The organism is Janthinobacterium kochi, from assembly GCF_051380715.1.
Classification (GTDB): Bacteria; Pseudomonadota; Gammaproteobacteria; order Burkholderiales; family Burkholderiaceae_D; genus Janthinobacterium.
Window position 1 is genome coordinate 522,220 of record NZ_JBNYXO010000001.1, and the last position, 26,223, is coordinate 548,442.

Below are 26,223 nucleotides of genomic sequence, written 5' to 3' on the forward strand. Positions count from 1 at the left end.
TGGCGCGTCAAGCCTGTGCTGACCGCCATGGCCGCGGCCGTGCTGCTGGCGGCCTGCGCGGCGCCCGAGTTCAAGCAGCCGCAGATCGAGACGCCGACGGCGTTCAAGGAAGCGCAAAGCTTGCCGGCCGTGCAGACGGCGGCCGACGGCACGCGCTGGAAGCAGGGCGTGCCAGCCGAGCGCCAGGCGCGCGGCGAATGGTGGCTGGCGTTCAATGATCCGGCTTTGACCGGCTTGATCAACGAAGCCACGCAGGCGAACGCCAACCTGGCCGTCGCCGCCGCCCGCGTCAAGCAGGCGAGGGCGATTGCCGGCATCGCCGAAGCGGACCGCATCCCGCAAGTCGGTGTGAACGTGGGCGGCCAGCGCAACCGCGCTTCCGCCGTGTCGCTCGGCTTGCCGAATGGCGCGCCGGTGGCGGCGACCAATGTCTACCAGGCCAGCCTGACGGCCAGCTACGAAGTCGATCTGTTCGGCAGAGTGGCCGCTAATGTCAGCGCCTCGCGCAGCGATGCGCTGGCCGTGGAGGCGACGTATCGCTCGGTGCTCCTGTCCTTGCAGGCCGACGTGGCGCAGACCTACTTCCAGCTGCGCGCCACGGACGCCGAACTGGCGACCCTGGAGCAGACGGTGCGCCTGCGCGAGGAAAGCGTGCATGTGAACCAGCGCCGCTATGACCTGGGCGACATCGGCGAATTTGACCTGTCGCGTGCCCGCACGGAGCTGTCGACCGTGCGCGCCGAGGCCATCGGCCTGCAGCGCCAGCGCGCCACCGGCGAGCATGCGCTGGCTGTCCTGCTGGGTAAACCTGCCGCCAGTTTCACGGCGAGCGTCAACCCGCTGCAGGATAGCGGCTTCCTGCCCGTGATCCCGGCCGGCATGCCGTCCTCCTTGCTGGAACGCCGTCCCGACATCGCGTCGGCACAGCGCACCATGGAAGCGTCGAATGCGCGCATCGGCGTGGCGAAATCGGCCATGTTCCCGGCCCTGACCCTGAATGCTTCCGGCGGCGGCGCGTCCGATACCTTCTCGGACATCTTCAAATGGAGCAGCCGCTCCTGGCTGCTGGGCGCCCTGATGTCGATGCCCATCATCGACGGTGGCCGCAATAAAGCTGCCGTGAGCCGCAGCGAAGCGCAGCTGGAAGAGTCGGTGGCGACGTATCGCCAGAGCGTGCTGGTCGCTTTCGCCGAGGTGGAAGACAACCTTGCCGGCCTGCGCATCCTGTCGGGCCAGACGCAGCAGATCGACGCAGCCGTCGTTTCGGCGCGCCGCTCGGCCGACCTGGCGCAAAAGCTGTACGACGCGGGCCGTTCGAGCTACCTCGATCTGCTCGACGCGCAGCGCAACCTAGCGGCCATCGAGCGCAACGCCGTGCAGCTGCGCGGCAACCGCGCCGTCACCACGGTGGCGCTGATCCGCGCCCTGGGCGGCGGCTGGGGAGATGTCGAGCCGCAGGTGGCGGCCAACTAGTTTCCCGGCACCGCGGGCTGGCATTCCCGGCCCGCGGCAAGGAAAGCATCGTGAAAGCGGCGTCGTGCACAACACGGCGCCGTTTTTTTATTGTCACACGGTACTGATGCCGAAATAAATACACGAAAAAGCGGACGAAAAAAAAGACAGGGAAAACCCTGTCTTTTCAGTTGCTGCGGTGCTGATTACTTGGCTGGCGCTGCTGCCGGTGCGGAGGCTGCCGCTGCGGCTGGAGCTGCTGGCGTCGCCGGTGCTGCTTTCTTCGCCTTGTGATGCTTGGCTTTCTTGTGCGCCGCTGGCTTGACGGCTGCTGCCGGTGCTTCAGCCTTGGCGACAGGGGCGACGACAGGAATCGGTGCCACTGGCGCGACTGGCGCGACGGCTGGCGTCTGGGCGAAAGCGGCGGTGGCGAACAGGCTGGCGATCAGGGTGGCGATGACTTTTTTCATTTTATTATCCTTGGTGTGTGTGGTCAGTAAGTGTGTCGGAATTACTTGGCTGGAGCCGCTTCGGCGGTCGCCGATGCCAGTTTTTCGTCAGCCTTGGCCTTGGTTTTCTTGGCCTTGTGGTGTGCCTTGGCTTTCGTTGTGGCCGCTTCCGCTTTGGCGCTGGCCACGTCCGTTTTGGCGGCGACGACGGCTTTCGCTTCTTTCGCATCGGCTTTAACGACGGCTTGCGCTTCCTTGGCATCGGCTTTCACGACAGCCTTGGTGTGGGCCGCTTCCACTTTGGCGGGAACCGAGGCTGCTGCCGGGGTGGCAGGAGCTGCTGGCGTTTGAGCAAAGGCAGCGGTAGCGAACAGGCCGGCGATCAGGGTAGCGATAACTTTTTTCATGGTGCAGTCCTCAGTGGTGGTTTGTCTGGTATGTCTGTTGGTGGCGGGATGATTCCCGTGTCACTGAGCATAAAACGCGCCCCCGGACGCTTGCGTTGACGGTCATTACAAACGCTTACATCTGCGTTGCATCCGCCTTCAGGATGGCTTTGAGGATGTCTTCCGAACGGCGCTGCCCATAACCCTTGCCATACGCGCTCGATGCGATGCTGACCACCATGCGGCGCGCCGGCATCACATAGATCTTGTTGCCGCCATTGCCCGAGGCGAAATACACGGCGATCTTCCTTCCGCCGATGTCCTGCGTCTTCGCGTACCAGAAATAGCCATAGCTGTCGGCGTAGCGGTCCACGGCGCCGATGGCCACGCGCGGCGCCAGCATGGCATTGATCCATGCCGCGTCGATCACGCGCCGGCCATCGAGCGTGCCGTCGTCGAGCACCATCTGGCCAATTTTCGCCGTGTCGCGCGCGCGCAGCGACAGATTGCCCTGGCCTTTCGGGTGCTTGGCCACGTCGCGGCCCCAGCTCCAGCGCGTGATGCCCAGCGGTGCGAACAGCACCTTGGCGGCGTAGTCTTCCAGGTCGGCGCCGCTGGCGTTTTCCACCACTCTGCCTGCGATGTAGGAACCCAGCGAGTTGTAGCGATAGGTGCTGCCCGGCTTTGTTGCGGCCGGCACGCCGCGCACGAAGGCGGCGGGATCGGGCGCCTCATCGAGCTTGTCTTCATTGCCCGGCGACTGTTCGTCTTCATCAAAGGCGGCCAGGCCCGAACGCATGGTCAGCAAGTCGTCGAGGGCGACCTTGCCCGCAGGGCTGCCAGCCACTTCGTGCCAGTACTCGCCCACCGTTTTTGTTGTCGCCAGCTGGCCCCGCGCCACGGCCGCGCCCAACAGCAGCGCGGTGATGCTCTTGCCGGCCGAACGGATGTCGTGCAGGGTGTCGGCCGTCTCGCCGTTGTAATAGCGTTCGGCGACGATGGCGCCATCGCGCAGCACGACGACGGCGCGCAAGTCGCCATGGCTGTCGCCGTCCTGGGCTTGCAAGGCTTGCTCCAGGGTGGCGGGGGTGTCTTGCGCGCGGGCAGCGCAAGACAGGCACAGGGCGGCAATCAGGAGCAAGGGCAGGTGGCGCATGGGCTGGGCTTCGAGGCAATAGTCGGAGTGCCAGTGTCCCTCATGTGCGTCGCTTTGTCGCGCGCAAGCTGGCCTGTTCGATGAAGTTTGCATGAAGGAGCGCCATGCAAAAAGGACAGCCGAAGCTGTCCCTGGTAGTGCAGGCGAAGTGGTCACGCAAGCGCAGACCCGGCGGACGCGCTCCCGTGACGATGTTCGTGCTTACTTGGCCGGTGTGGCAGCAACTGCTGCGTCTGCTTTGACGGCGTCCGCTTTCACTTTGGCTTTGCTGGCCTTGTGATGGGCCTTGGCCTTGGTGGCTTTGGTATCGGCCTTGGCGCTGGCGACATCGGCTTTCGCATCGGCGGCGACGACCGCTTCCTTGGCATCGGCTTTCACGACAGCCTTGGTTTCCTTGGCTTCTGCCTTTGCCACGGCTTTCGTGTGGGCCGCTTCCGCCTTGGCGGGAGCCGAGGCTGCTGGGGCGGCAGGGGTTTGGGCGAAGGCTGCGGTAGCGAACAGGCTGGCGACGAGGGTGGCGATAGCTTTTTTCATTTTATGTTCCTGGCGAGTGGGGAGCGATGGGGTGTCGATGATTACTTGGCTGCTGCTGGCGCGGCTTCAGCGGTGGCCGAAGCCAGTTTTGCATCGGCCTTGGCCTTGGTGTGCTTGGCTTTGTGATGCGCCTTGGCTTTGGTGGCCGTTGCTTCCGTTTTGGCGCTGGCCACTTCAGTCTTGGCGGCGACGACGGCTTTCGCTTCTTTGGCATCGGCTTTCACGACGGCTTGCGCTTCCTTGGCGTCGGCTTTCACGGCAGCCTTGGTATGGGCCGCTTCCACTTTGGCGGGCGCTGCCGGGGTGGCAGGAGCTGCAGGCGTTTGGGCAAAGGCAGCGGTAGCGAACAGGCCGGCGATCAGGGTAGCGCTCAGGTTGAAAATGCGTTTTTTCATGGTGCAGTCCTCAGTGGTGGTTTGTCTGGTATGTCTGTTGGTGTCGGGATGATTCCCCTGTCACTGAGCATAAAACGCGCCCCGCAAGGTTGCCGTTGACCTTGTTTACACTTTCTTACAATCAGGTGTTTTAGGCGACGTTGCTGCATGATGTGGTATTAAAAATGAAAAAAGACAGCCGAAGCTGTCTTTTCGTGTGGCGCAAAAAAACGCGCGAAACTGATTATTTGGCTGCTGCTGCGGTCGCTTCAGCCTTGTCTTCGGCGGCTTTTGCTTTGGCTTTATTGGCTTTTTGATGGGCTTTGGCCTTGGTGGCTTTGGCGTCGGCCTTGGCGCTGGCAACATCGGCTTTCGCATCGGCGGCGACGACCGCCTCTTTCGCATCGGCTTTCACGACGGCCTTGGTTTCTTTCGCTTCTGCTTTTACCACTTCCTTGGTGTGCTTGGTTTCGGCCTTGGCAGGCGCGGCTGGCGTTTGAGCAAAGGCTGCGGTAGCGAACAAGCCGGCGATCAGAGTAGCAATTACTTTTTTCATGGTGCAGTTCCTCGAGAAGTGGGTTGTAGTTCAGGAGATGCATTTCCCCTGTCACTGAGGCAAAAACGCGCCGTGCGGCAATAGCGTTGACACGCCATTACAAATGCTTACACTTGCCGTGTGACTGCCTTGCCGCATGGCCTGCACGCGTCGACGCACTCTGTTAGCTGGCGTACCGCGCCACGGCCTGTAGCAGCCCAGACTCGATGCCATCGTCACCGCATGGGTTCGTCATGAAAACCGCCTTGAAAACCTATCAAGCCAAGCGCAATTTCGCTGTCACGCCCGAGCCTGCGGATGGCGGCGAGGAGGCGGGCGAGGCGCTCACCTTCGTCATCCAGAAGCACTGGGCCAGCCGTTTGCATTATGACTTCCGCCTGGAACTGGATGGTACGCTGAAAAGCTGGGCCGTGCCGAAAGGGCCCAGCTACGATACGCGCGACAAGCGCATGGCCGTGCAGGTGGAAGACCATCCCCTGGCCTATGCCAGTTTTGAAGGCACGATCCCCGAAAAACAGTATGGTGCGGGCAAGGTCATCATCTGGGATCAGGGGACTTGGCAGCCCCAGCCGTCCACGCCCGATGCGCGCAAGGCGCTGGCTGCTGGCGAGCTGAAATTCACCCTGCATGGCCACAAGATGCATGGCAACTGGGTGCTGGTACGCATGAAAGGCAAGGGAGACAAGCGCAGCGAAAAGCAGCCAGCCTGGCTGCTGATCAAGGAAAAAGACGCATTTGCCCGGCCGGCACTGGAATTTTCTGTCGTGGACGAGTTCCCCGACAGCGTCAGGAACAAGGCCATGCCCAAGCGCAAAGTGGCTGCCGCAGCGCCGGATGGCGATTTGCCCGCCACCGTGTCGCCCCAGCTGGCCACCCTGGTCGATGCGCCGCCGCCAGATGCGCACGACTGGATTTTCGAGATGAAATTCGACGGTTACCGCATCCTCGCGCGTTGCGATGGGGAACGGGTCAAGTTGATCACGCGCAATGGCAATGACTGGACGGCGAAACTGCCGAAGTTGCGCCAGGCGCTGGAAAAGCTGGGCTTGCCATCAGGCTGGTATGACGGCGAAATCGTCGTCATGGACGCCAGCGGCCATCCCGATTTCGGCGCCTTGCAGCGCGCGTTCGACGCGGAAAACACCAGCGAGATCGTGTATTACCTGTTCGACGTGGCGTATTTCGATGGCCACGATGTACGAGGCCAGCCGGTCGAGGCGCGCAGGGCACTGCTGCAGGGGCTGCTGGAACAATTGCCCGCCTCGCCCCTGGTGCGCTTCAGCGCCGCGCTCGATGCGAAGCCGCAGCAGATTCTGGCCCACGCCTGCCGGCTGGGGCTGGAAGGGGTGATCGGCAAGCGGCGCGGCTCACCCTACGTCACCCGCCGCTCGGGCGACTGGATCAAGCTCAAATGCGGGCTGCGCCAGGAATTCGTCATCGGCGGCTACACGGCGCCGCAGGGCGCGCGCGAAGGCATCGGTTCGCTGCTGCTGGGCGTGCATGACGACGAGGGCAAACTTCGCTATGCTGGCAATGTGGGCAGCGGCTTTGACGATGCGGCCTTGCGCGACTTGCGGCGCCGGCTCGATTCTCTGGCCGCCGAGGCCAGTCCGTTCGCGGGCAGGGCGGGTGGCGTGCGCCAGCCCATCTGGGTCAAGCCGCAACTGGTGGCCGAAGTGAGTTTTGCGCAATGGACCCGTGGCGGCGCCGTGCGCCATGCCGTGTTTCACGGCTTGCGTGAGGATAAAAAGCCGGCCGCCATCGTGCGCGAGCGGGCACAGCGGATCGACAGGGAGACGACGATGCAGAACCAAGCCACGCCGGACAGCGTCTTGCCGGCCAGTTTCAAGGTCAGCCATGCGGACCGGGTGATCGACAGGGACAGCGGTGCGCGCAAGATCGATCTGGTGCGCTATTACGCGCTGGTGGGCAATCTGATGCTTGTGCATCTGCGGGGCCGGCCCGTGTCGCTGGTGCGCGCGCCGGCCGGCGTGGGCGGCGAGCTGTTTTTCCAGAAACATGCCGATACCTCGACCATGCCCGGTGTCAAACAGCTCGATCCCGGTCTCGATCCCGAGCATGCCGCCATGCTGGAAGTGGCCAGCGTACAGGGCTTGTTGTCTGCGGCGCAGTGGAATGTGGTGGAATTCCACACGCAAAACGCGCTGGCCAGCGCCTACGACACGCCGAACCGCATGGTGTTTGACCTGGACCCGGGCAAGGGCGTGGCCTGGGCCGCGATCCGCGAAGCGGCCGTGCTGCTGCGCGCCTTCCTGACGGAGCTGGGGCTGCCCGCCTGGCTGAAAACCAGCGGTGGCAAGGGCTTGCACGTGGTCGTGCCGATCCGCCCGAAATACGACTGGGATACGGTAAAGGCGTTTTCGCAAGCCATCGTGGCGCACATGGCGCAGCACATACCGGCGCGCTTTGTCGTCAAGAGCGGTCCTGCCAACCGCGTCGGCAAGATCTTCATCGATTATTTGCGCAACGGACGCGGCGCCACCACCGTGTGCGCGTGGTCGGCGCGCACGCGCTCGGGGCTGGGCATTTCCGTGCCGCTGGCCTGGAATGAGCTCGACAAGCTGACGGCGGGCGATCAATGGACCGTGTGCAACGTCCACAGCCGCCTCGACGTGGGCAATGCCGCCTGGGCGGGCTATGCGCGTAGCGCCAGGGGCATCGATGGGGCCATGCAGAAACTGGGATTCACTGCGCCGGCTTGAACGGCAGGCTGGCGCGCGACAGTTGCAGTGCTTCGTCGATGGCAGCGTTGAGTTGGGGAATCTCGACGGGTTTGGTCAGGTAGTGGAAAAACCCCGAGGCCAGGCCATGCCGGATGTCGCCCTTCATGGCGTTGGCCGTCAGGGCGATGACGGGGATGTGCGCCGTGCGGGGATCGTTGCGCAGGATGCGCTGTGCCTGGTTGCCATTCATGCCGGGCAGGTTGATATCCATCAAGATGACATCGGGACGGCGTTCCAGCGCCAGCGCGATGCCCTGGCGGGCGTCGGTAGCCGAGATCATGCGCAGATGGGGCAGGAAGCTGACGATGTCTTGCACCAGCCGCAGGCTGGCCGGATTATCCTCCACGTACAGCAGCAGCGCCTGGCCGCCGGCATCGTCGCCCGCTTCGCCAGCGGGCCCTTGCTGGCCTTGCGTTGCCTGCGGCAGGCTGGCGGGCAGTGCAGCCATGGTGTCGAGTTCGATCCAGAATACGCTGCCCACGCCGACGCAGCTGTGCACGCCCATGGCGCCGCCCATCAGCTCGACCAGGCGCTTGGTGACGACCAGGCCGATGCCCGTGCCTTCCTCGCTGCCGGCCTCCTGTCCCAGGCGGTTAAATGGCTGGAACAGTTCCGCCATCTGCGCGTCGTCCAGGCCCTTGCCCGTGTCGCGGATGGCGATGCGCACGCGCTGCGCAGCGGGCTGCGATAGTTCCAGCACCACCGTGCCGGCCTGGCGATTGTACTTGATGGCGTTCGACAGCAGGTTCAGCAGCACCTGCTTGAGGCGCGTATGGTCGGCCCTGACTGTCAGCTGCGCGCAGTCCGAAAAGACCATCTCGAGCTGGCGCTGCTGCGCCTGTTCTTCCACCATCACGCGCACTTCCTCGAGCAGTGCGGGCAGCGCCACCGGCTCGATCGACAGGCTCAGGCTGCCTGATTCGATCTTCGCCAGGTCGAGGATTTCATTGATCAGGGTGAGCAGATGGCGGCCCGAGGTGACAATGTTTTGTACGAAGGTGCGTTTTTGCAGCGCGGTCGCGGGCAGCGATTCGTTGGCCAGCAGCTGGGCAAAGCCGAGGATGGCATTGAGCGGCGTGCGCAGCTCGTGCGACATGCTGGTGAGAAAGCGGTCCTTCGCCTGGCTGGCCCGCTCAAGTTCGATTTTCTGTTCGTTGAGCGTGCGTTCGATGCGCTTGCGCTCGGTGATGTCGCGGATGGCCGACGAGATCAGCACGCCTTCTTCCGTTTCCAGCGGCGACAGGCTGATTTCGACGGGAAATTCGGTGCCATCGCGGCGCAAGCCGTACAGTTCCAGGCCCGCGCCCATGGAGCGGGCGCGCGGCGCCGAGGAAAAGGCTTGCCGGTGATGCGGATGCTCGGCGGCGTAGCGGGCCGGGATCAGCACTTCCACATTATGCCCAAGCAACTCAGCGCGGGAATAACCGAACAGGCGTTCCGTTTGCGAATTGACGAGCACGATCTCACCATCGCCGTTGACGATGACGATGGCGTCCGGCGCCGATTCGAGCAAGCCGCGGAACTTTTGCTCGGCCCGGCGGCGGTCGCTGACGTCGCGAATGGCGCTGATGACGAAGGTGCCGATCTCCGTCTGGATCGGCGAGAGGCTGATTTCGACGGGGAACTCGACGTTGTCCTTGCGTAAACCCAGCAATTCCAGGTCGGCGCCCATGGTGCGCGTACGGGGCTGGTCGAAATAGCGCGCGCGGTGTCCCACGTGCGCGTGGCGCAGGCGTTGCGGCAGCAGGGTATCGATTTGCCTGCCACTCAATTCGCCTTCCGCATAGCCGAACAGGCGCTGCGCCTGCTGGTTGGCCAGCACGATGGCGCCCGTGGCGTTGACCATGATGACGCTGTCCGGCGTCGATTCGAACAGCACCCGGTAGCGCACGTCGACAAACTGGGCGTCGCGTGCCGCCTTCAGCAAGGTGCTGTCCTTCATGGTGGAAATCAGGTAGCGGGGGCCGTCCGGCGTGGCGTGTGCGGTCTGGCACGCCACGTCAACGTAGATGAGTTCGCCATCCTTGCGCTGCCGCAGCGATTCGCGGTCATAGCTGCCATGCAGTGCCAGCTGTTCGTCGATGTGCGGGGCCACCTCGGCTTGTCCCGGCAGCGAGATCAGTTCCCACAGCATGCGGCCCAGCGCTTCGTCGCTGGCATAGCCGAAAATGCGCTGCGCCCCGGCCGTCCAGCGCACGACGGCATGGTCTTCGTTGGTGATGACGACGCCACCAGGGGCGCCGCTGAGGATAAGCTGATCTAACTCGGCATCCATTGGTTTCCCGCACGCATGACAGGGCTTGCCGGGCGGCAAGCTGTGTGTATAAGCTAGTGAAAAGCTTGATCAAAGTCAATGCCTTTATATCATGAAAAATTCTCCCCGACTGGCAGGCTTGGTTCAGGCCGCCTTGCGCTTGGCTGGCGGCGGCTTGCGGGAGGCGGACGAGGCCGCGCGCTTGCGGGCCGGCGCGGCGGGCATTTTCTTGCCCAGGCTTTGCTGCAGCAGGGCGACCAGGTCGATCACATTGCTGCCGTGCTCTTCTTGTGCCTCGGGAGCGGGCGGCGTAATGGTCTTGGTCTGCCTGGCCTTGATTTTTTTCTTGACCAGCGCCAGCACGTCTTCGCGATAGCTGTCGTGGTATTGCCCGGGTTGCCACGTTTCGCTCATGCCGTCCACCAGCGACAGGGCCATCTTGAGTTCCTTGTCGGTAATGCCCGCCGCCTTCAGGGTGCTGCCAGGCAAGTCCAGCTCATCCGTAGGGCGCAGTTCATCAGCGTAGCGCAGGGTGTTGAGCACGATGGCGTCGCCGACGCAGACGAGCGCGCACAAATGCTGCTTGGTGCGCATGACGACACTGGCGATACCCACCTTATTCGCCTTGCGCAAGGTCTCGCGCAGCAGGGCATAGGCTTTCTCGCCGCCCTTGGCGGGCAGCAAATAATACGGATGCTCGAAAAAGGTCAGTGGCACCTCGACCGCATCGACAAAGGTGAGGATATCGATGGTTTGTGTGGCCCTCACATTCGCCTGTTTCAAGTCTTCTTCGGACAGCACCACGTACTCATCCGTTTTGTATTCATAGCCCTTGATGATGTCCTCCCACCCGACTTCCTTGCCCGTCTTCTTGTTGTAGCGCTTGTAGCCGATGGGCGCGAAGTCGCGCCGGTCCAGCATGGATAAATCCAGTTCATGGTCGAGACTGGCTGAAATCAGCTCGACGGGGATATGCACGAGGCCGAAGCTGATGGCGCCTTTCCACAATGCACGCGCCATGGCCTAGTTCCCCACGCTGCCGGTGACGGGCAGGATGATGCCTGTGATGTAGCTGGAACAGGCGGGCGAGGCCAAAAAGACGTAGGCCGGCGACAATTCCTCGGGCTGGGCCGGGCGGCGCATGTCCGTGTCGGCGCCAAATTTCGCGATTTCCTCGGGCGTCTTGTCGGCCGGGTTGAGGGGCGTCCAGACGGGACCTGGCGCGATGGCGTTGACGCGGATGCCCTTGTCGAGCAGGTTGCCGGCCAGCGCCATGGTGAAGGCATGGATGGCGCCCTTGGTGGTGGAATAGTCGAGCAAGTGCTTGGACCCTTGCAAGCCCGTCACGGAGCCCGTGTTGATGATGGAGGCACCGCGCTGCAAATGGGGCAGCACGGCCTTGGCCATGTGAAAGTAACCGTAGACATTGGTTTTCATGGTGAGGTCGAAGCGCTCCTCGCTCAGGTCCAGCAAGGACTCCGCGTGCTCCTGGAAGGCGGCATTATTTACCAGTATGTCGATATGCGTGAACCGTTCTAGCACCTGGCTGACGGCTTGCTGGCAAAAGCCCTGCTCGCGCACGTCGCCGGCAATCAAAAGGCAGCTCTGGCCTTCCGCTTCCACATAGCGCTTCGTTTCATTGGCGTCTGCATGTTCGTTCAGGTAAATGATGACGACATCGGCCCCTTCGCGCGCGTACAGCACGGCCACGGCGCGGCCGATGCCCGAATCGCCGCCTGTGATGATGGCGACCATGCCGGCCAGCTTGCCGCTGCCGCAGTAGTCGGGCGCCAGGAAGCGGGGTTTCAACTGCATCTCCCCTTCGATGCCCGGCTTGTCCAGGCGCTGGGCGGGCAGGGGCGGGGCAGGCTGGCTGCGGCTGCCCGTCTGCACGGGGGACTTGCTGTCTTGTTTACTTGTTTTGGCGGCATCGCGGCTATCCTGCTCTTGCTGGATGCTGCGCTGCAAGTTACCGGCGGACTGGTCCTTGTTCTCGTTCATGCTGGCCTCCGTGGAAACGAAGATCCAGTATCGGCGCGGCACCAGCATCGAACGGTGCGCTTGCTAACAGAGTGGCGAAAACAGGCACAAAGTTATATGATGATTGACATAATTACGGGAGAGCAGCATGAAAGTGAGCAGGGAACAGGCGGCGCTGAACCGCGAACGCATCGTCGACGTGGCGGCCAGATTGTTCCGCGAAAAAGGCTATGACGGCATCGGCGTGGCCGACCTGATGAAGAGCGCAGGTCTCACGCATGGCGGCTTCTATGGTCACTTCGCGTCCAAGGAAGACTTGATGATCGAGGCGTGCCAGCATGCCCTGGAAAAATCGCTGGAAGGCTGGCGGGCGAAGGTCGCCAGCGACCCGCAGCATGCGTTGCCGGCCATTATCGAGAACTATCTGACCACCCGGCACCGCGACCAGCCGGGCGGCGGCTGCCCGGCGGCGGCCATGGGCGTCGATGCGGCGCGCATGTCGCCCGGCGCGCGTCCCGCCTTTACCAAGGCGACGCAGCAGCAGTTCGCCTTGCTGCAGGGCTTGCTGCCCGAGGGCGCACCGGATTGCACGCCGGAGCAACGACGCCAGCAGGCGATCACCACGTTTGCCGCCATGGTGGGTGCCATGGTGCTGGCCCGTTCCGTCGATGACGAAGCGCTGTCGGCGGAAATCCTCGATGCCGTGAAGGCGCAATTGCTGCAAGAGTGATCACATCCCCCCTGTCAGCCGGCCTCGTCGCATGATAGGCTTCGGTTTTCAGATTTTTGGGATTTCATCATGCTGCTTTGGCTCAGGCAATACCGGCGTCCTCTGTTGGCCGGGGACATCACTGCCGGTATCGTCGTCGCCATGATGATGGTGCCGCAAGGCATGGCCTACGCGCTGGTGGCCGGCTTGCCGCCCGTGGTGGGCATCTACGCCAGCATCTTGCCGCCCGTGCTGTACGCCTTGTTCGGCAGCAGCATGACGCAATCGGTGGGGCCCATGGCCATCGTCTCGCTGATGACGGCGGCCGCCCTGGCGCCGCTGGCCGACCCCGGCTCTTCCCTGTATATCGTCCTGGCCGCCCAGCTGGCCTTCATCAGCGGCCTGGTCCTGCTGCTGTGCGGCGTGCTGCGCCTGGGCTTCATGGCCAGTTTCCTGTCGCGCCCCGTGATTAGCGGCTTCAGCAATGGCGCAGCAATCCTGATCATCTGGGGCCAGATCACGCCCTTGCTGGGCGCCACCTGGCCCCATTGGCACACGCCGAGCCTGCTCCTCGGCCTGTCCGGCCTGCTGTTTCTGTGGCTGGCCAAGCGCTACGCGTCGCGCCTGCTGCAGCGTTGCGGCCTGAGCAAGGTGGCGGCCGACGTGGGCGCGCGCCTGGCGCCGATGGCGCTGGTGCTGGCCGGCATCGCGCTTGTCGCCTATGGCGGCCTGGAAACGATGGGCGTGCAGACGACGGGCCACGTGCCCAGCGGCTTGCCGGGCCTGAACCTGGCCACCTCAAGCGCCCATTGGCGCACCTTGCTGTCGCCGGCGCTGCTGATCGCCTTCATCATCTTTTTGATGAGCATGTCCGCCGCCCAGACCCTGGCGCAAAAACGCGGTGAAAAGCTGCATACGAACCGCGAACTGCTGGGCCTGGGCGCGGCCAACGTGGCCAGTGCGCTGTCGGGCGGCTTTCCCGTCACCGGTTCCATCTCGCGCTCGGCCGTCAATTTCCAGGCGGGCGCCAACACGCCGCTGGCCAGCATCATCACGGCGGGCTTGCTGGCGCTGACGCTGGTGGCGCCCACGGGCTGGCTGGCGCTGCTGCCGCTGCCCGTGCTGGCGGCCACCATCATCTTTGCCGTGAGCAGCCTGCTGGACTGGGACACCTTGAAACTGTCGTGGCGCTACGATCGCAGCGATGCGCTGGCCCTGCTGGCGACCACGGCCGGCGTGCTGGTGCTGGGCGTGGAAGCGGGCGTGGTGATCGGCGTGCTGCTGTCGATGGGCACCCTGATCTGGCGCGCCAGCCGTCCGCACATCGCCGTGCTGGGGCGCATCCCGAACAGTGAGCACTTCCGCAACGTGGAGCGCTACGAGGCGCAAACGCTGCCCGACGTCTTGCTGCTGCGCATCGACGCGGGCCTGTTCTTCGGCAACGTCGAGGCCGTCACGGAGCGCGTGGAAGACGAATTGCGCGGCCATCCGACGGCGCGCCACCTGGTGCTGGTGTTGTCGGCCGTCAACCAGATCGACAGCACGGCCTTGCTGGGCTTGATCGAACTCAATAGCGCACTGAGCAAGCGCGGCATCAGCCTGAACCTGGCCGAAGTGAAGGGACCCGTGATGGACCGCCTGCGCCAGAGCAGCCTGCTGCAAGACCTGAGCGGCAAGCTGTACCTGAGCACGGCGCTGGCGATGAATGATTTGAGCGGGAGCAAAACAGGATGATGGAACTGAATCTGCACGGTGAGCCGCGTGAGATTGATAGCCTCCTTGCGCTGCAACAGGCGCTGCAGGAAGCGCGTGCGCTGGCGCAATGCGAATTGTGGCTGACCAGGGCGACGGAGGCGGAGCAGGGGCCTGCCCTGTGCATGCTGCGCAATGGCGGCGACGCCTGGCTGATGTATCTGTCGGGGCAGGATGACCTGAGTTTTCACTCGCTGGGCGACGAGGAGGCAGAGGGTACCTGCAGCTATCTGCTGTCGAATGGCCAGGTGGATGAGTATCCCGAGGCATGGTGCGTGGAGGTGGAACAATGCCAGCGGGCTTGCATCGCGTTTTTCAGGACAGGCGGCGCCCGGCCGGCGAGCATCGCGTGGGAGGCGGATTGATGCCGCAAACCATCGTTGCCGAGATGGACAAGGATTTGCTGGCCGCGCTGGACGCCAGGGCAGGTTTGACGGGGTAGGAGAAAACTATGCATCCTGAAAAATTCAAGCAGGTGGCGGGGCTGTCGTCCGTCGAACGCCATGCCTACTTTGTGCGCAAGGTGGCTGATACGCAAGAAGTGTGGGGCTTGCACCGCGATGGCTGGGCCACGGCGCAAGTCGACGGCAAGGTCGCCATCCCGTTCTGGCCGGAAGCCGCATTCGCGCAAGCGTGTGCCAGCGGCGACTGGGCGGATTTCCAGCCGCACGCCATCGCGCTCGGCGATTTTCTGAACAAATGGCTGCCCGGCATGGCGAGCAATGGCCAGCCGGCTTCCGTGTTCCCCGTGCCGCAAGGCAGCGCCAGTATCGCGGCGCCTGTCGATCTGCTTGCCGACCTGCGAGAGGACGCCAGACAATATGAATAATCAGGAAGAACGCCTGGACGCCTGGTACGACGGCTCGGCCATCTGCCTGATCGCCGTGGGTGCGCAGGGCGACCCGCTGGACCTGGGGAACGACGAAGTGCGCGCGCTGATCGCGAAGCTGCAGCAATGTCTGGCCGAATCCGAAACTGCTGCCACGGAAGATTGACGGCTCAGGCGGGGGCCAGCGCCTTTTCCATCGCCACGCTGGCCAGGCTGATGCCGCTGGGGTGCGCATACGCTTCTTCGCGCAAGGAGATAAACCCTGCGGCCCGGTAAAACGGCACGGCGTTGAGCGACGCGGACAGATGCAGGCGCGCAATACCGCAGCCGCGCGCCAGTTGCTCCAGCGCCGCCAGCAGGCGCTTGCCGATCCCCAGCCCCGCGCGCGCCGGATCGACAAACACGGCATCGACTTCGTGTTTGTCGACGTTCAGCATGGCGTAGCCGGCAATGACCTCGCCCTGCATCGCCACGATGCCGCCACCTGCGGCCAGCATGGCGGCATATGCAGGCGGCACGGGCGAGGCCGTCCAGACAGTAATTTTCTCCGGTGCATAGTGCGAGGCGCAACTGACGCGCACGGCCACCGTGCGCAGGGCCCACAGGGCGTCGATATCGAGGGGCAGGGCGGGGCGCAGGGTGATGGGCATGGACGCTTCCAGGCAAAAGGAGCATGCTAGCGCAATGGCTGGCATGGCGCCAGCATGAGCTTATCCAGCCATCACTGCGCCGGCTTGTCCGGATCGATGTAGTACGAGCCCGGCGGCGCACCCGGCACTTTCACCCGGAACTTCAAGCCCGACAGCAGCTTGTCCCACAAGGCGATGGCCTCTTCGTCCGTCAGCGACGCGGCTTCGGCGGCGCCGACCATGTTGTGGGCGACTTTGGTGTACATCTTGACTTCCAGCACAGATGGATTTGCGATGTCTTTCGGTTTGCCTACAAATGCCCATTCAAAATCATGGACGCCATCGGTACGACGTATCAGCGATTCTTCGCCTTTCCAGTGCTGGACGTTGCGTTTGCCCTCGCGCAGCAAGGTGCGCTTGGGATAGTGATTGCCTTGCATTTTTTTTGCGTCTTGTATGCGACTGAGTAGTGATAGTTCTCCACGCAACCTTGATTCAAACTCTGTCGGCGGGTAGTCACCGTATGCATCCTTATTTGAACTGATGGAGAAAGTAACATCTGGCAAGCTGGGTAAAAAAATACCTACGTCGTCTATTTCTTGATATTTATACTGATTTTCACTTATGAATCCATGCTCTACGCAAAGGCCAGGCGTGACCGGAATTTCTTCAGTAGCACGCAAACGCAGACTTTTTGCTTGAAGGAATTGTCTTTCCGCTGTTGCTCTTTCGGTGTCACCATTATCTACTGCGTCGCCTATGGCAAATATGAAATTCCCTTTGTTGATTAAGGTTCGATAAATTATGAAATTGTCTTCTTTGGCTGATTTGCTATTGTAATATCGAAGTTGCCAACTGTTTTCTATTGGTCCATTTCCATTATAAATAATTTCAGGGGAAATATTTAAAGATCGTATTTTTTTTAAGTCAACTTCTGCTTGATGTTTTAAAGATTCAGGTCCTCCTTTAAATAGTTCAACTTCAGAATTTCCGATTATTAACTCTGCCTCGTTTGGTAGATTTAATAAATATCTTCCAAAGCAAAGTTTTTTTGTTTTTTGAAATAAATTTTCTATTTTTTTTATTGGTATTGTGTTTGTATGCATTTTATTTTCCTCATGTTTCTTACTTGGAATTGTTTCATTTGCCATTGTCCTTGAAGGTAGTGCAATTATCGCAATAATGAGAATTTTTTTATAATTTAACATGTTCATTCCCATTCTGCTTTTTTGGCAATTTGCACAATTGAATAGAGCATAGATGCCAGGACATGTGGATGAGAGTAGCTATTTTGATGTTCATATCCATTTTCAGATTTGGCGCCATGGGAAAATTTTTCCCCAGGTATGTGTTTTGCTGAGCGATCCGATGGGACAGTTTCATCGCCAGTAGAATTTGGTGATTGTAATTTTAGTTTCAAAACACGTGTTCCTGCTTGTACAGTAAGGTTGCCTTTTGCATCGTCAGTCAATAGCTGCCACTTATTTGGTGATGGTATAATTTTTTCCGAGTCGGATGAATTTTTAATTTCCAAACCCTCGGTAACTTTGAAAGTGATTTCTCCATAGCTTAAGAATTCTTTTGAGGCACAATAGCTTGCATATGTATTTGGATGAAATATTTGTTCTATTTCTTTTAATAATTCTGATGCATCTTTCAATCGTCGCATGACATTGTTGATGCCGCCCCCTTTTTTTGGCGGAATATTTGCAGGGTTCACCCAGGAAGGATTTATCATCCTCCACCAAGCATTCGCAGGTTGTAAGTAGATACTTTCTAGCGCACTATCCTTACCTCGTGGCCAGCTCCAAAGTAATTTATCTGTTGCATCAACAACCTTGATCCATTCTTGACCATATGCCATGCTTGGCAACATTTCTAATGGTGCAGGTGCATTTGCGAGAATTGCGGTGGCGTGTTGACCATCAATGCCAAAAATTTTGGCTTCGAGAGTATTAATTGGGCCACTCTTTTCCTTAAAGCCGAAACGCATGCGTTTGTATGCACTGGCAGCCCCTAAGGTAGGCATCACATTATGATATATTCCAAGTATTTTTACACTTTTATCATTAAGCATATTTCCATATCTAGGATGCATTAAGGCTCGGGCGAGCAGACCTCCCATGCTATGTGTGACGAGAATGACCTCACTGCATTTGAAGCCGCATTTCTGATAGCCTATTACTATGCCGCGTATGCGTTTGGCTATAATAATAGCGGTAATGGCATTGCTCTGTAAAAAGTTGTATCCCAATGCATGGACCGGATACCAGCATGGGGAAATCTTGACCATGTCAGAATTGTTAATTGGTATTCCGGAGGAGCCACCAAATTCTTTTGGATCTTTTATAAGAAGCTTGGCCACAGACGGATAGGCTTGTTGGCCATATGAATATCTGCCAGTGGATTGATCGGACGGGTCAATTTTCCAGTGAGGTAAAACTTGCCCTTTTTTTGTTATATTGTTCATGAAAAATTCTGTTTTTTGAAGCATTTCTCCATACGCGCCGGCGAAAAGAACTTCACTCCATCCACGCCACCGTGCAATATGTGCTGGCGTTTCACGTATTTCACGGGGAATGAATTTTCCCGCTACACCAAGTTTCTGAATTGCATCTACCTGAGAATTTTTTTTAGGACTAACAGAAATCAATGGAGGAACACCAAGAAAATCGTCAGGGACGTTGCTATGACGGGCGTCAGATCCTTTGGTTACGTCTCCACCAGGGAAGAAGCGCTCATTTTCGATAGAATATTGATAGTACTCAACTTCAGTTTCATTTGGATCAAAGACCAATTGTCGATCTCTGGGGGATGCTCCCCTAAACCAACCACCTAAACCACTACCGGTTGCAACCGCCAAATTACCAGATTTGTCGACCATGTCATCTGGTCTCCATGATCTGTTATCCGGTCGCTTCAGATCGTCTTGACGTTGTTTTGTCATTCTTAAATTGCTACCCATAACGCCGGGTAAAAATATAATCGGTATGATTTTTCTGGGTGGAATCGTGACGTCATGACGAATCGTATCTTCTATTTCCGTCATATGAACGGTGTATTCAGCCCACCCACCGACAGTCTGCCGAAAATCACCTTGGTGATTGCCGTGTTCATTCAAGTCGTTATCATCACTCATGGCAGTTCTCCCTTGTAACGTATCGTATAGCTGTCCATGCCATCTCCTTTTTGTAGTGGCGTCAGTCCGTCAGCGCCGCTTTTTTCGCTAATAATGTTGCCGTCGTCACGTATGAGTTCAAAGGCGATATCGGGTGCAGGTTTTCCGTCCACTTCCAGCAAGCGGACGGCCTGATCAAAACGCGCTACTGGCCGTTCATTAAATTCCTGCGACACGCTCTTCGGCGCCAGGGTTTCCAGGTTGCCGTTGAAGAGTACGGGGGATGAGGTGAAGAACTGCACCTTGTCGCTGATTTCCAGCATGTGGTTGGCGCCGTGCAGGCGGATGCCTTTCTTGCCCTTGATGTTGACCCAGTCCGCTTCGCTGATCAGCGACAGCACTTTTTGGGCGAGGATTTCCACCTCGTCGCTGTGCGCTTCGATGGACACCTTGCCGCTGGCGGCGATCAGTTTCATGCCGGCCTTGTGCACGAACAGGCTGAAGGATTTGGCGATGCTGGCAAACATGCTGTCGCCGCTGGCGAGTGAAATATGCTTGCTGCTGCTGAGCGCCACGTGCTCGCTGGCGGCCAGGTGGATGGATTGGGCCGTGCTCAGCTCGATGCCGGCCGGGCTGGCCAGCAGCAGATGCGCTTCGGACAGCTCCGGGAAATCGCCAGCGCTCCCCTTGATGGCGGCGTTTTGCCGCTGGATGGACTCGGCCACGGCGCCCTGTTGTGCGGCGCTGTCTTGCGCACCCGCGTCGACGGCCATGCCGGCCAAGCCTTGCTGCAGTTGGCGTGCCTGCGCCAGGCGGGCCTGTGTTTCGTCGAGTTGCTTGACTGATGCCGTTCCCGTTGATGTTTCTGTGGTGATCAGCATGCCTTTGGCTGCGCGCAGGGCGCCCCAGGCGTTGCTGGCCAATTCAAAGCCCACGCCGCGCGCTTCCTTGCGTCCGGCGTTGTCGTCGATGCGGGTGATGTTGCCCAACGAAAGCCGGCTATCCTGGTGCTCGCTGCGCAGCTGTGCCTGGATCGCGCCCTTGGTGTCGTCGAGCACGAGATGGTTGGCGCTGCGGGCGCCCAGTTCGCGGCTGCGCAAGCCGGACAGGGCACGCTGCTGCGGCAATTGCCATGGCGGCGGATTGGCGCTGTTGTAGACCACGCCGATGACGATGGGGTGGTCGATATTGCCATCCTGGAATTGCACGACGACTTCCTGGCCCACACGGGGCAATGCGATGTGCCCCATTTGCGGCCCCGCCATCGGCATCATGACTCTTATCCATGGCGAGCTGCGTTCATCGAATGTACCCAGGCGGTCCCAGTGAAATTGCAGGCGGATGCGTCCCAGTGCATCGGTATGGATTTCCTCCCCGGCCGGCCCGACCACCAGCGCCGTCTGCACGCCGGCAACGATGCATGGCGTGCTGTTGTAGCCACGGCCAGGCCGCCAGCGGATGTCCCGGCGCACGCATACCATATTGTTGGCATAGTGCGAGGGGGCGCTGGAACCCGCTTGATAATTGTTGCTGGCGGTATGCTCGACTGACAGGATCAGGTAGTCGCGTTCGGCAATACTGTCAGGGCGCTCCTGGCCAGGCTGGTAGCGTTTTTCCTCGGCGCTGAAATGGCCATCGAGCCGGAAACAAAGGCCGGGCTGTGCGCCACGGTGATTGCCGGCCGCCTCGAAATACTGGCGCAGATGGTCGCTTTCTTCCATGCGGCGTTGTGCCAGCGATTCCCCCTCATCGACATTCTTGTAGCCATAGGCGCCCGTGTTTTCGTACAGTTCGTGGGCAAATACATCACCCTGGCGATTCAGGGAGTAGCCGCTGGCAAGGCGTGGCTGCGGATTCTTATAGTCGAAGCTGGCCAAGGTCAGCTGTCCGGAGCCGATCCGGCGCACGGCTTGCCATTGCTGCAGGCCATCGTCTTCCATGGAACCCGACTCGGAGTGGAAACGCATGGCGCCGTCGCCCGATACCGTGGCGATCATGTCCGCCAGGGTGCTGTTGTCCGCGAGCCACAGCGTATGGCCATCGGCGCGGTGCTCGTACCAGTAATGCCAGCCCAGCGCTTCCCAGCGCCGGTGCAGGTGGTTGTAGTCGGTTTCATTGTGCTGATTGGCGCAGGTGAGCTGTGGATCGTCGCCATGGATGCTGGTTTTCCAGTCGCGCTGCCCGTAGTGCGCAAAGGTCGTCTCGGTCAGCTGCATCACGCTCTGGCCATGAAAGGAGACGTTGTCCTGGCGCAGTCGGGCAAATGCCAGCCATGGTTGCAGCCCCATGCGGTACCAGGCAAAGCCGCCATCGGCGCGCAGCAGGCAAAACTCGCCCACATAGCCGTTAAAGTGGCGCAGCGTGCCATCGTCGCGCACCATCGAAATGGTCACCATGCGACCCAGCATGGCCTTGAGCGCAATGTGCGCGTCATCGGACAGCAATTCGGCCTCGAAACGGAAGTCGCGCGATACTTCTTCCCTGGCAGTCAGCGAATTGACCAGCAGGATGGCGCCGGCCGGTCCATCTGCATGGGGGAACTCGATCTTCAGCAGGCGCCGCTCTTGCGCGGCGAGGTCGAAGGCCGATAGTGCCGCCTGGATGCTTGCATGCATGGCCTGCCTCCGTTATAGGGATGTGATCAGGTGGGCGCCACAGGCGGTGGCATCGCCGTCATAGGCGTACGGCTTGCCCATGTGTTTTGCGCCGGCGCCATCCGGCGTGATCGGAAAGCTGCCCTTGCACTTGGGGCAGAAGGTGGTGTCATCGGCCAGCGCCGCCGTCTTTCCCATCACGGTGCTGCCGGATGATGCGCTGGTGACCTTGCCGCCGTGATCGGTTGCGTCTCCGAGCCGGATGACGCCGCGTCCCGCATGTTTCATGCTTGCCTCGCTTTCCAGGGATGACTGCTCAAGCCAGCTGCAGCAGATAACGTACTTCGGCGCCGCCTGCCTTGCCTTGTGCGGTTTGCAAGAACGTCGTCCAGCCAAGGCGCCGTCTTTCTGACGGATTGGCGCTCAGGAGCAGGGGGGTAATGCATGGTGGACTCAATATCAGCCGCACTTCATATTGCAAGTCCGGCACGCCAAACAGCGCCAGCATCTTTGCCAGTGCTGCCGCACCTGCGCTGCGCGGCAGGAAACGTTGCAGGCCGGCGGGGGCCAGCGGCCCGATATGCAGGCAGACGCGCATGTCCTGGCGCCAAAGCCGCAGGCCAAGCGTTGCGCCGCGTGCCAGGGTAAAGTTGACACTGCCTAGCAGGCTGCGCCGATTTTTTTCCAGATAGTCCCAGCCACCGACAAATTGTTGCAAGGTGACGGGGACGCCGCAGTACTCGGCCAGCACGGGGCCAATCGCTTGCGCGGAGACGGGTCGGCAGCGCAGCTGACCCGCATACCAGGCCGCGACGTCCTGCGTCACGGCGTCGGGTTCGGCGCTCGACGGCAGCGCAGTGCGCCGCACGCCGGCCAGTGCCAGCAGCAAAGGCAATTGTGCATCTGTTGCCTGGGTCTGGAGCGGCGATTCCAGGCGATACTTTTCCCACGCCTGGTAATACAGCACGACCATGCGGTGTGAAAAGATATCGAGGAAGGCCGAGACGCCAGCGTCTTTGTTCGACAAACGGTAGGCGGCAATGCGTTCCGAGTGGTGCAAGGGCAGGGTGCCGCCGACGCCCAGAAAACGCATGAACGTCGGTATCAGGGTCAGTTGTTCATTCTCCTCGAGCGAGAGCTGCTCGATTTCACTGGCGGGGAAACTCAACGACAGGCTATTCTTGAAGCGCAATACCTGGCTGAAGGCTTGCACATGGGATACGTTCTGGCTGCGTAGCCAGCACAGCAGAATACGCACCGCCTGGATGAACTGGTAGCGGTATGGCTCGGCCAGCAAGTGGTGCATCACACCAGATTCTGCAGTCCGCTTCTTGGTTTGCATCGGATCAGCTCCTCTCCGCTTTGCAGTGACAGCACCACCAGTTCGATGAAACTGTTGATTTGCACATACAGTCCAAGGAAGTGATCGATCACCTGCACAAACAAGTGCATGCCGCTGCCGACGAACGCTTCCTCGTCAAGCGTGATACGCACCTCCACACCATGCGCCAGCGAGGTGCCGCGCTTGTGTCGCAACCATGTCGTGGTCGGCGAGTGCGTCAGCGCGGCGATGCCGCCGATCTGGCGTTGCGAGGTGGCCGATTGGGACAAGTCGTAGAGCGTCAGCATTTCACGCAGCGCCGGCAGGCCCTCCTGGACCAGCGCGTGATGATTTAGCGCCAGGTGCGAAATCAGGCGCCAGTGCAGGCCCGCGCCAGGCGAAAAGCGGCGCGGCTGGCTGGGGCGTCGCAGCATGTGCAGCGTGGGGCCGCCGCCGCACGGTTGCAAGTCTCCTTGCGGCTGGCCGTATTTGAGCGACAGCGGGAGGTCGCGGTTGCTGCACGTCAGCGACAGCGACAAGCTGGCCTTTTCATGGATCAAAGGATGGAAGTCGCCATCGACCAGCGTGATTTTCTTTTCGTGACCAGGACTTTTGATGGCCAAAGCCGTATCGTGGCGCATGACCCAGTAATGGCCTTGTTGCGCCGTGCCTTCGCCATGGCGCAGGCTGTACAGGGGGCGAAATTCGGTCAGTGTGCTTTCGCCTCCCCGTTGGCGCAACAAACGCACCGCATCGACGGAGACGACTTCATAGCCATGCGCATGGGTAGCATGGGCCAGCACGGAGTAGTCGGTTTTCTGCCGGGTGACGGCGATCGGCACGCCTTCCTGGCGGAAGAGATTGACCGCCGGACTGCAGCCCAGTCTCAAGTTTTCGCTGGAAATGCTGGACAACATGCGCGCCGTAGCGCAATCGGGTCGCAAACCGGCCATGCACAGATGCAGGGTAAAGCGCTGGCACTCGGGCGGCAGGGCAGCACTCAGCGCAGCGATATCGAGGTCAAAGAAATTGAATTTTTCCGGATACGCAAAATACTCGCTCAGGATGCGGTAGGCCGGCTGCGAACGCGCACCGAAAGGTAGCAAGGCATCCGTGTCGGCGAAGCCGACGGGCGTCACAGGCACGGCGGGCAAGGCCATCCATTGCAGCGCGTCGATTGACACGAAAGCGCAGACTGCATGCATGAACAAGGCATCGCGCAATGCGGCGGAAAACGAAGCTTCGCCATCGATGAAAACGCGCAGCGATGCGGGCTCTACGTCGAGATGCCGGATGCCGATGTTCAGCGAGGAAGTCGCTGGTGCAGGCAGGCGCACGCCTGGCGGCGCCTTGATCATGGCATCGAAGACCGCACTTTCCAGCACCGTTGTTCCTGTCGTCAGGTTGTAGACCGTCTTGAAACGGCAGCGCACGCCGCGCACAGGCGTTGCATCCATTTCGCTGCCGGGCGGCAGGTGCAATACGCCCGCTCCAGCCGCCGGGGCGGGCTGGTGCACGATGCTGCACGATGGAAAGGGCCGCAGATAATGGGGGAACAGGGCTTCGAACAAGGCTTCGGTAAATTGCGGATAGTCGTCATCGAGACGTTTCGAGATGCGTGCCGCCAGCATGGCCACCGATTCGATCAGGTGTTCGACGTGCGGATCTTCGCAAGCTTCGCCGGACATGTGGAGTTTTCCGGCGACTCTCGGATAGCGCTCGGCAAACTCACGGCAATGCCTCCGCAGCATCACCAATTCGCGTTCGAAATACGGCAGCAAGTGCTCCATCTCTATTTTCTCTCCCTGGTTTCTTTGCTGCGGAATGGCCAGTATCCGAGCGTTTGCTCAGAGGTAAATTGCGTTTGCGCAAATAATTGAACAGGGTTGCTGCGCAACATCAAAGACTTCCAAGCTGGCAACATCAGACTGACAAGGCAGCATGATTCCAACGGTCAACATGGAGAACGCAATGACATTGCCATCCAAATTACTGTGGTCCGAGGGCCTGGCCATCGGTCCTCAGCAATTCCAGCAGCTGGACCGCTACCATGAAGCGCGTTTGCAGCGTCTGGCCTCGTTGATTAATCCCCATTTATGGGGTGTGCATGGCGTTAGCTGGAATGCGGATGCACTGGCCAACAATAGCTTGCGGGCGGACAGCATGTCGCTCGTCTTTCAGGATGGTGAACTGTTTGAAGCTCCGCTTGGCGATGTGTTGCCCAGTGCGGTTGACCTGTCCAAGCTGCCTTCCAGCGAACATAGTTTTACTTTTTATGCCGCGCTACCCGCGCTGCAGGCACATGGCGGCAATGTGAGTTCTGCAGGCGCGCGCTATGTCCAGGCGGATATCGAAACCCCGGATCTGTACAGCGAGGCAGTCAGCATCGAGGTGGCTTACCTGAAAAAACGCGTGTATCTGCTGTCGCAACTGGACCCCCTGAATGATTACCTTGCCATCCCGGTGATTCGTTTGTACCGGGCTGGCAATGGCAGCTTTGAAATCGATGCCTCCTTCATTCCGCCTGGCCTGACCATCAGTGCCGAGTCCTCGCTGCAGAAAATGCTCGATTCGCTGATCGACCGCATGGGCGCGAAAATTGAGGCGCTGTACAGCCGCCACCGTCAGCCCGGTAATTACACGGTAGAATTTCATGGCGGCGATGTTTCCTCGTTCTGGATGCTCAATACATTGAGCACGGCCAGCGCCACGCTCAGTCATTGCGCCAGTTACCGGCGCCACCATCCCGTGTATTTGTTTGAAAAATTGATGACATTGGCTGGTGGCTTGATGACGTTCTCTAAAAAATACACACTGAGCGACTTGCCGGCTTATTCTCACGATGATGCGGCTCCCGGTTTCGGCAAGCTCGATGCCATCATCCGCGACCTGATCGATACGGTGCTGTTGTCGCGTTACTTCCCGATTGCGCTGTCCAACGACGCGCAACAAAACACCCACTATCACGGTGTGCTCGATGCCACGCGGATTGACCGTCAGACCGAACTCTGTCTTGCGGTAAACGCCGATATGCCGGCGCTGGAACTGGTCGCCACGGTGCCGTTGCAATTCAAAATTTCGTCTCCGGACAATATCGAACTATTACTGAGCCGGGCACTTCCAGGTGCCGAGTTACGCCATATGGCCCAGGTTCCTGCTGAAGTGCCGGTGCGGCCCAATACGTACTATTTTTCGATCACTGGCAAGGGCAGTATTTATGACAGCATGATCAAGGCCCAGGCGATTGCGATTTATGTGCCGTCTGGCATACAAGGGCTGAAGTTGGAATTGTTTGGCATCAGCGGCACCGCCGCGTAGCGATGGTTGGCGTTGCGAGCGGACGTATTGTGAAAAGATTGCCCTGGGGAATGGACTTGCCCCTGCAG

At 60.2% G+C, this 26,223-nt stretch carries 24 protein-coding genes; 8 read left to right on the forward strand and 16 right to left on the reverse strand.

Annotation, left to right across the window (positions count from 1 at the left end):
• Window positions 1-27 precede the first annotated feature (27 nt).
• A complete protein-coding gene (locus tag ACQ4WL_RS02500) occupies window positions 28-1,473 on the forward strand; it encodes an efflux transporter outer membrane subunit (RefSeq protein WP_436508343.1) in 1,446 nt (481 codons plus the stop codon).
• A 185-nt stretch (window positions 1,474-1,658) separates the two neighbouring features.
• On the opposite strand, the gene ACQ4WL_RS02505 is transcribed toward ACQ4WL_RS02500, so the two are convergent.
• The 6 genes from ACQ4WL_RS02505 to ACQ4WL_RS02530 form a co-directional block, all read right to left on the reverse strand.
• Complete coding sequence (locus tag ACQ4WL_RS02505) at window positions 1,659-1,922, reverse strand: hypothetical protein (protein ID WP_436502982.1); 264 nt, start codon at window positions 1,920-1,922, stop codon at window positions 1,659-1,661.
• A 41-nt stretch (window positions 1,923-1,963) separates the two neighbouring features.
• On the reverse strand, window positions 1,964-2,308 hold the full coding sequence (locus ACQ4WL_RS02510; RefSeq protein ID WP_436507856.1) for a hypothetical protein: 345 nt from the start codon (window positions 2,306-2,308) through the stop codon (window positions 1,964-1,966).
• Between the two features lie 115 nt (window positions 2,309-2,423).
• Entirely contained in the window at window positions 2,424-3,443 is a 1,020-nt protein-coding gene (locus ACQ4WL_RS02515; RefSeq protein WP_436507858.1) for a serine hydrolase domain-containing protein, read from the reverse strand.
• Window positions 3,444-3,644: 201 nt separating this feature from the next.
• Window positions 3,645-3,977: a hypothetical protein gene (locus tag ACQ4WL_RS02520; RefSeq protein ID WP_436507859.1), complete on the reverse strand. Its 333-nt coding sequence runs from the start codon at window positions 3,975-3,977 to the stop codon at window positions 3,645-3,647.
• A 41-nt stretch (window positions 3,978-4,018) separates the two neighbouring features.
• The gene (locus ACQ4WL_RS02525; protein WP_436507860.1) at window positions 4,019-4,372 is read right to left on the reverse strand and encodes a hypothetical protein; all 354 of its coding nucleotides are present in this window, start codon (window positions 4,370-4,372) and stop codon (window positions 4,019-4,021) included.
• Window positions 4,373-4,595: 223 nt separating this feature from the next.
• Complete coding sequence (locus tag ACQ4WL_RS02530) at window positions 4,596-4,907, reverse strand: hypothetical protein (protein ID WP_436507862.1); 312 nt, start codon at window positions 4,905-4,907, stop codon at window positions 4,596-4,598.
• Between the two features lie 233 nt (window positions 4,908-5,140).
• Here ACQ4WL_RS02530 and ligD point away from each other — a divergent pair, with 233 nt between their 5' ends.
• Window positions 5,141-7,630 (forward strand): DNA ligase D, encoded by a 2,490-nt coding sequence (ligD, locus tag ACQ4WL_RS02535; RefSeq protein ID WP_436507864.1) that lies wholly within the window; start codon window positions 5,141-5,143, stop codon window positions 7,628-7,630.
• Here the strand turns inward: ligD and ACQ4WL_RS02540 are convergent.
• The 3 genes from ACQ4WL_RS02540 to ACQ4WL_RS02550 form a co-directional block, all read right to left on the reverse strand.
• Complete coding sequence (locus ACQ4WL_RS02540; protein WP_436507866.1) at window positions 7,614-9,926, reverse strand: PAS domain S-box protein; 2,313 nt, start codon at window positions 9,924-9,926, stop codon at window positions 7,614-7,616. The genes ligD and ACQ4WL_RS02540 overlap by 17 nt on opposite strands.
• Before the next feature lie 123 nt (window positions 9,927-10,049).
• Complete coding sequence (gene ku / locus ACQ4WL_RS02545; RefSeq protein WP_436507867.1) at window positions 10,050-10,925, reverse strand: non-homologous end joining protein Ku; 876 nt, start codon at window positions 10,923-10,925, stop codon at window positions 10,050-10,052.
• A 3-nt stretch (window positions 10,926-10,928) separates the two neighbouring features.
• Window positions 10,929-11,906, reverse strand: coding sequence for an SDR family oxidoreductase (locus ACQ4WL_RS02550; RefSeq protein ID WP_436507869.1), 978 nt, complete (start codon window positions 11,904-11,906; stop codon window positions 10,929-10,931).
• 127 nt (window positions 11,907-12,033) lie between these two features.
• On the opposite strand from ACQ4WL_RS02550, the gene ACQ4WL_RS02555 reads away from it, so the two are divergent.
• The 5 genes from ACQ4WL_RS02555 (at window position 12,034) to ACQ4WL_RS02575 (ending at window position 15,341) form a co-directional block, all read left to right on the forward strand.
• Complete coding sequence (locus ACQ4WL_RS02555) at window positions 12,034-12,615, forward strand: TetR/AcrR family transcriptional regulator (RefSeq protein ID WP_436507871.1); 582 nt, start codon at window positions 12,034-12,036, stop codon at window positions 12,613-12,615.
• Window positions 12,616-12,684: 69 nt separating this feature from the next.
• Complete coding sequence (locus ACQ4WL_RS02560) at window positions 12,685-14,328, forward strand: SulP family inorganic anion transporter (protein WP_436507873.1); 1,644 nt, start codon at window positions 12,685-12,687, stop codon at window positions 14,326-14,328.
• A complete protein-coding gene (locus ACQ4WL_RS02565; RefSeq protein ID WP_436507875.1) occupies window positions 14,325-14,711 on the forward strand; it encodes an Imm1 family immunity protein in 387 nt (128 codons plus the stop codon). The genes ACQ4WL_RS02560 and ACQ4WL_RS02565 overlap by 4 nt, the downstream gene beginning before the upstream one ends.
• 86 nt (window positions 14,712-14,797) lie before the next feature.
• Window positions 14,798-15,175 (forward strand): DUF2750 domain-containing protein, encoded by a 378-nt coding sequence (locus ACQ4WL_RS02570; protein ID WP_436507877.1) that lies wholly within the window; start codon window positions 14,798-14,800, stop codon window positions 15,173-15,175.
• Window positions 15,168-15,341 carry a hypothetical protein gene (locus ACQ4WL_RS02575; RefSeq protein ID WP_436507879.1) on the forward strand — a complete coding sequence of 58 codons (174 nt, stop codon included), beginning with the start codon at window positions 15,168-15,170 and terminating at the stop codon, window positions 15,339-15,341. The genes ACQ4WL_RS02570 and ACQ4WL_RS02575 overlap by 8 nt, the downstream gene beginning before the upstream one ends.
• Before the next feature lie 4 nt (window positions 15,342-15,345).
• Here the strand turns inward: ACQ4WL_RS02575 and ACQ4WL_RS02580 are convergent, their stop codons facing one another.
• The 7 genes from ACQ4WL_RS02580 to tssF form a co-directional block, all read right to left on the reverse strand.
• The gene (locus tag ACQ4WL_RS02580) at window positions 15,346-15,825 is read right to left on the reverse strand and encodes a GNAT family N-acetyltransferase (RefSeq protein ID WP_436507881.1); all 480 of its coding nucleotides are present in this window, start codon (window positions 15,823-15,825) and stop codon (window positions 15,346-15,348) included.
• Between the two features lie 71 nt (window positions 15,826-15,896).
• Entirely contained in the window at window positions 15,897-17,012 is a 1,116-nt protein-coding gene (locus ACQ4WL_RS02585; RefSeq protein WP_436507883.1) for a T6SS immunity protein Tli4 family protein, read from the reverse strand.
• A gap of 2 nt (window positions 17,013-17,014) precedes the next feature.
• A complete protein-coding gene (locus ACQ4WL_RS02590; RefSeq protein WP_436507885.1) occupies window positions 17,015-18,943 on the reverse strand; it encodes an esterase/lipase family protein in 1,929 nt (642 codons plus the stop codon).
• Window positions 18,940-21,537: a type VI secretion system Vgr family protein gene (locus ACQ4WL_RS02595; protein WP_436507887.1), complete on the reverse strand. Its 2,598-nt coding sequence runs from the start codon at window positions 21,535-21,537 to the stop codon at window positions 18,940-18,942. The genes ACQ4WL_RS02590 and ACQ4WL_RS02595 overlap by 4 nt, the downstream gene beginning before the upstream one ends.
• 12 nt (window positions 21,538-21,549) lie before the next feature.
• Window positions 21,550-21,804, reverse strand: a complete 255-nt coding sequence (locus ACQ4WL_RS02600; protein WP_092605755.1) for a PAAR domain-containing protein — start codon at window positions 21,802-21,804, stop codon at window positions 21,550-21,552.
• Between the two features lie 28 nt (window positions 21,805-21,832).
• Complete coding sequence (gene tssG / locus ACQ4WL_RS02605) at window positions 21,833-22,822, reverse strand: type VI secretion system baseplate subunit TssG (RefSeq protein WP_436508345.1); 990 nt, start codon at window positions 22,820-22,822, stop codon at window positions 21,833-21,835.
• The gene (gene tssF, locus ACQ4WL_RS02610; RefSeq protein ID WP_436507889.1) at window positions 22,822-24,627 is read right to left on the reverse strand and encodes a type VI secretion system baseplate subunit TssF; all 1,806 of its coding nucleotides are present in this window, start codon (window positions 24,625-24,627) and stop codon (window positions 22,822-22,824) included. The genes tssG and tssF overlap by 1 nt, the downstream gene beginning before the upstream one ends.
• 181 nt (window positions 24,628-24,808) lie before the next feature.
• On the opposite strand from tssF, the gene tssK reads away from it, so the two are divergent.
• Window positions 24,809-26,155, forward strand: coding sequence for a type VI secretion system baseplate subunit TssK (gene tssK, locus ACQ4WL_RS02615; protein WP_436507891.1), 1,347 nt, complete (start codon window positions 24,809-24,811; stop codon window positions 26,153-26,155).
• Window positions 26,156-26,223 lie beyond the last annotated feature (68 nt).

What these genes read in the sequence shown, in the direction of transcription:
- ACQ4WL_RS02500 (WP_436508343.1), top strand. Translation starts at nt 28, where the DNA reads ATGGCCGCGGCCGTGCTGCTGGCGGCCTGCGCGGCGCCCGAGTTCAAG.
- ACQ4WL_RS02505 (WP_436502982.1), bottom strand. Translation starts at nt 1,922, where the DNA reads ATGAAAAAAGTCATCGCCACCCTGATCGCCAGCCTGTTCGCCACCGCC.
- ACQ4WL_RS02510 (WP_436507856.1), bottom strand. Translation starts at nt 2,308, where the DNA reads ATGAAAAAAGTTATCGCTACCCTGATCGCCGGCCTGTTCGCTACCGCT.
- ACQ4WL_RS02515 (WP_436507858.1), bottom strand. Translation starts at nt 3,443, where the DNA reads ATGCGCCACCTGCCCTTGCTCCTGATTGCCGCCCTGTGCCTGTCTTGC.
- ACQ4WL_RS02520 (WP_436507859.1), bottom strand. Translation starts at nt 3,977, where the DNA reads ATGAAAAAAGCTATCGCCACCCTCGTCGCCAGCCTGTTCGCTACCGCA.
- ACQ4WL_RS02525 (WP_436507860.1), bottom strand. Translation starts at nt 4,372, where the DNA reads ATGAAAAAACGCATTTTCAACCTGAGCGCTACCCTGATCGCCGGCCTG.
- ACQ4WL_RS02530 (WP_436507862.1), bottom strand. Translation starts at nt 4,907, where the DNA reads ATGAAAAAAGTAATTGCTACTCTGATCGCCGGCTTGTTCGCTACCGCA.
- ligD (WP_436507864.1), top strand. Translation starts at nt 5,141, where the DNA reads ATGAAAACCGCCTTGAAAACCTATCAAGCCAAGCGCAATTTCGCTGTC.
- ACQ4WL_RS02540 (WP_436507866.1), bottom strand. Translation starts at nt 9,926, where the DNA reads ATGGATGCCGAGTTAGATCAGCTTATCCTCAGCGGCGCCCCTGGTGGC.
- ku (WP_436507867.1), bottom strand. Translation starts at nt 10,925, where the DNA reads ATGGCGCGTGCATTGTGGAAAGGCGCCATCAGCTTCGGCCTCGTGCAT.
- ACQ4WL_RS02550 (WP_436507869.1), bottom strand. Translation starts at nt 11,906, where the DNA reads ATGAACGAGAACAAGGACCAGTCCGCCGGTAACTTGCAGCGCAGCATC.
- ACQ4WL_RS02555 (WP_436507871.1), top strand. Translation starts at nt 12,034, where the DNA reads ATGAAAGTGAGCAGGGAACAGGCGGCGCTGAACCGCGAACGCATCGTC.
- ACQ4WL_RS02560 (WP_436507873.1), top strand. Translation starts at nt 12,685, where the DNA reads ATGCTGCTTTGGCTCAGGCAATACCGGCGTCCTCTGTTGGCCGGGGAC.
- ACQ4WL_RS02565 (WP_436507875.1), top strand. Translation starts at nt 14,325, where the DNA reads ATGATGGAACTGAATCTGCACGGTGAGCCGCGTGAGATTGATAGCCTC.
- ACQ4WL_RS02570 (WP_436507877.1), top strand. Translation starts at nt 14,798, where the DNA reads ATGCATCCTGAAAAATTCAAGCAGGTGGCGGGGCTGTCGTCCGTCGAA.
- ACQ4WL_RS02575 (WP_436507879.1), top strand. Translation starts at nt 15,168, where the DNA reads ATGAATAATCAGGAAGAACGCCTGGACGCCTGGTACGACGGCTCGGCC.
- ACQ4WL_RS02580 (WP_436507881.1), bottom strand. Translation starts at nt 15,825, where the DNA reads ATGCCCATCACCCTGCGCCCCGCCCTGCCCCTCGATATCGACGCCCTG.
- ACQ4WL_RS02585 (WP_436507883.1), bottom strand. Translation starts at nt 17,012, where the DNA reads ATGTTAAATTATAAAAAAATTCTCATTATTGCGATAATTGCACTACCT.
- ACQ4WL_RS02590 (WP_436507885.1), bottom strand. Translation starts at nt 18,943, where the DNA reads ATGAGTGATGATAACGACTTGAATGAACACGGCAATCACCAAGGTGAT.
- ACQ4WL_RS02595 (WP_436507887.1), bottom strand. Translation starts at nt 21,537, where the DNA reads ATGCATGCAAGCATCCAGGCGGCACTATCGGCCTTCGACCTCGCCGCG.
- ACQ4WL_RS02600 (WP_092605755.1), bottom strand. Translation starts at nt 21,804, where the DNA reads ATGAAACATGCGGGACGCGGCGTCATCCGGCTCGGAGACGCAACCGAT.
- tssG (WP_436508345.1), bottom strand. Translation starts at nt 22,822, where the DNA reads ATGCACCACTTGCTGGCCGAGCCATACCGCTACCAGTTCATCCAGGCG.
- tssF (WP_436507889.1), bottom strand. Translation starts at nt 24,627, where the DNA reads ATGGAGCACTTGCTGCCGTATTTCGAACGCGAATTGGTGATGCTGCGG.
- tssK (WP_436507891.1), top strand. Translation starts at nt 24,809, where the DNA reads ATGACATTGCCATCCAAATTACTGTGGTCCGAGGGCCTGGCCATCGGT.